Source organism: Piscicoccus intestinalis NBRC 104926 (assembly GCF_001515525.1).
Lineage (GTDB): Bacteria > Actinomycetota > Actinomycetes > Actinomycetales > Dermatophilaceae > Kineosphaera > Kineosphaera intestinalis.
The window spans coordinates 1-3,503 of sequence record NZ_BCNQ01000239.1 but is presented as its reverse complement, the minus strand read 5'-3'; the positions used below and the strand labels follow the sequence as shown (position 1 = coordinate 3,503).

General features: G+C 72.8%; 3 protein-coding genes. All 3 read left to right on the top strand.

Going from position 1 to position 3,503, the window contains the following annotated elements; genetic code table 11:
• On the top strand, nt 1-1,098 hold a 1,098-nt coding region (gene murC, locus PINTE_RS20665; protein ID WP_068434363.1), incomplete at its 5' end, for a UDP-N-acetylmuramate--L-alanine ligase.
• Between the two features lie 309 nt (nt 1,099-1,407).
• Nucleotides 1,408-1,821, top strand: coding sequence for a cell division protein FtsQ/DivIB (locus tag PINTE_RS20660; protein WP_068434360.1), 414 nt, complete (start codon nt 1,408-1,410; stop codon nt 1,819-1,821).
• Nucleotides 1,822-2,114: 293 nt separating this feature from the next.
• The gene (ftsZ, locus tag PINTE_RS20655; RefSeq protein ID WP_068434359.1) at nt 2,115-3,446 is read left to right on the top strand and encodes a cell division protein FtsZ; all 1,332 of its coding nucleotides are present in this window, start codon (nt 2,115-2,117) and stop codon (nt 3,444-3,446) included.
• Nucleotides 3,447-3,503 lie beyond the last annotated feature (57 nt).

Here is a 3,503-nt window from a genome sequence, read left to right as displayed (position 1 = left end):
GGCCGCACCCCGCTGGCCGTCGCCGGCGCCAACGGCAAGACGACGACCACCTCGATGCTCACCGTCGCCCTGCAGGAGGCGGGCCTGGACCCCTCGTTCGCCATCGGCGGCGAACTCGCCGCCGCCGGCACCAACGCCCGGCTCGGCACCGGCTCCGCGATGGTCATCGAGGCCGACGAGAGCGACGGCTCGTTCCTCGCCTACAAACCCCAGGTCGCGGTCGTCACCAACGTGCAGCCAGACCACCTCGACTTCTACGGCACCTTCGAGGCCGTGCAGGAGGCCTACCTGCGGTTCACCGCCTCCATCCGCCCCGACGGGCTGCTCGTGGCCTGCGCCGACGACGAGGGCTCGGCCCGGCTCGCCGAGCGCGCCGCCGCCGACGGCGTGCGGGTGCTGACGTACGGCACGTCGCCGGAGGCCGACCTGCGCCTGACCGACCTGCGCGCCGACGGCATGACCGGGCGCGCCCGGCTCGCGGGGATCGGCTCGGACGCCGAACTCGTCATCGCCGTGCCCGGCGACCACAACCTGCGCAACGCCGCGGCCGCCTACCTCGCCGCGGCCCAGGGGGTGCTGGCCCCCGCCGACGGGGTGCTCGCCGGGCTCGCCGCGTACACCGGCACGCGGCGCCGCTTCGAGCCGAAGGGCTCCGTGGGCGGGGTGCACGTCGTCGACGACTACGCGCACAACCCCGGCAAGGTCGCGGCCGTCGTCTCGACCGCGCGGCGCCTGGTCGAGCCCGGCGGTCGCCTCGTCGTCGTCTTCCAGCCGCACCTGTACTCGCGCACCCGCGACTTCGCCGACAGCCTCGCCGCGGGCCTGGCGCCCGCCGACGTCGCCGTCGTCCTCGACGTGTACGCGGCCCGCGAAGACCCGATGCCCGGCGTCAGCGGCGAGCTCGTCGCCGACGAGCTGCGGGCCCTGCCCGGCGACACGCAGGTGCACTACGTGGCCGACCGTGCCTCCGCCGCCGAGGCGGTCGCGGCGCTGCTGCGCCCCGGCGACCTGCTCGTGACCGTCGGTGCCGGCGACGTCACCGACGTCGGACCCGCCGTGCTCGACCTCCTCGGAGACGGCGCGCCCCCCTCGCAGTGACGACCGACGCCCCCGACCAACGTCCCTGAGAACTGCGTGTCGTGGTCGGGACTGCGGTCCGTGCCGCAGTCCTCACCGCGACACGCAGTTTTCACGGCAGCGCCGACGCAGCCCGACCGAGACGCCGAGCTGACACTCCGAACTGATGACGATCAGCCGACTGCGTCGTCAGCCGTTTGCGCCCCGGGTCTGACTCTGTCTCCTGGGGTTATCCTCTAGTTGACGTTGATACTTTGGAAGTGTCTCGACAGAAGGGCCTGCCTCAGGCGTAACTCCAGGGTCGAGGTCGCTCGGGACAGGCCCGGCGCCGTGTCCATCACCGTGACACCGAGGGTTGCGCTGCTCGCCGCGCGCGGCGGCGCGCCGGGAGTCCAGCTGGTGGACGCGCCCGGAGTGGCCTTCGAGCGCACCGATCGGGCGCCCTGCGGTGCCCTGCCGGCGACCGTCGCGCCCGGTGCGACCCGGCCGCAGGAGGCGGCGGTGACGGTGCTCGACGCCGTCCCGACGCAGTGCCGAGCCCGCTTGCGGGGCATCGCCGTTGCCACCGATGGCAGCGTTGACCTGCGGTTCGGCACGGTCGTCGCCCGGTGGCGGCGCTCCGGCGGCGACCGTCTCACATCGGCGGTGTCGGATGCCGTCCTCGACACCCCGGGGATCGCCCGGCTCGACGCGTCCGCACCCCGTCGCCCGGTCACGAGCGCCGCGCAGCGAGTCCATGCCTAAACTTGACATTGAGACTCGCCTCGCCTAATGACAGCCTGTCTGGATTCGACTCCCCGGTCGCGTAGGATGACGCTCGACTGAGGTGCCCAGCCCGCCCCGCGCGGGTTCGCCGTCGGTTCCCCGGCCTCGCGCAGCGAGGTCGTCCCGGGGCCATATCGGGGGCGACACCTCAGGTTGAGGTCTACCGGTGGGGCAAGATAGCCCACCTCGTCGGGGTCCTCGACGAGCAACCACATACGTCAACACACGTCATCGACGTCGTTACACAGTCATCTTCAGGAGAGGCCCCCGACGTGGCAGCACCACAGAACTACCTGGCCGTCATCAAGGTCGTCGGCATCGGCGGGGGCGGTGTGAACGCGATCAACCGCATGATCGAGGTCGGGTTGAAGGGCGTGGAGTTCATCGCCATCAACACCGACGCCCAGGCACTGCTCATGAGCGACGCCGACCTCAAGCTCGACGTCGGCCGCGAACTGACCCGCGGTCTCGGAGCCGGCGCCGACCCGGAGGTCGGCAAGAAGGCCGCCGAAGACCACGAGGAGGAGATCGAGGAGGCGCTGCGCGGCGCCGACATGGTCTTCGTCACCGCCGGCGAGGGCGGCGGCACCGGCACCGGCGGCGCGCCCGTCGTGGCCCGCATCGCCAAGAGCCTCGGCGCCCTGACCATCGGCGTCGTCACCCGGCCCTTCACCTTCGAGGGCCGGCGCCGCGCCAACCAGGCCGAGTCCGGCATCGGCGCGCTGCGCGAAGAGGTCGACACCCTCATCGTCATCCCCAACGACCGGCTGCTGTCGATCAGCGACCGCGCGGTCTCCATGCTCGACGCCTTCCGCAGCGCCGACCAGGTGCTGCTCTCCGGTGTGCAGGGCATCACCGACCTCATCACCACGCCCGGCCTCATCAACCTCGACTTCGCCGACGTCAAGTCGGTCATGCAGGGAGCCGGGTCGGCGCTCATGGGTATCGGCTCGGCCCGCGGCGAGGACCGCGCGGTGCAGGCCGCCGAGCTGGCGATCTCCTCGCCGCTGCTCGAGGCGAGCATCGACGGCGCGCACGGCGTGCTGCTCTCGATCCAGGGCGGCTCCGACCTCGGTCTGTTCGAGATCAACGAGGCGGCCCGGCTCGTGCAGGAGGCCGCGCACCCCGAGGCCAACATCATCTTCGGCGCGGTCATCGACGACGCCCTCGGCGACGAGGTGCGCGTCACGGTCATCGCGGCCGGCTTCGACGGTGGCGGTCCGCAGCAGCGCCGCGACGAGCGCTCCCAGGCGGCCGACCCGCAACCGCAGCGTCGGCAGCAGCCGCCGCAGCAGCAGCGGTCCCAGGGCGTCTTCGGCAACACGCCGCGCCAGCAGCCCGAGCCGATCGCCGACGAGGAGCCGGTGCAGCGGCTGCCCCCGCCCTCCGGCGGCAACTGGGCCCCGGCCCAGGGGCAGACCCACCGCGTCGAGCAGCAGCCGCAGCGCGCGCCGCAGCAGCCGGTGCGTCAGCAGGAGCCCCAGCGGCAGCCCGAGCCCGCGCGCCAGGGAGCCGGTCAGGCTCCGCAGCAGCCGGCCCGCCCGCCGCGCACGGTGACCTTCGACGAGGGCGACGACCTCGACGTGCCCGACTTCCTCAAGTAGTCGGCAACAGGACAAGGCGCGACACGACACGACCGGCGCCCCGTTTCCGCAGCCGCG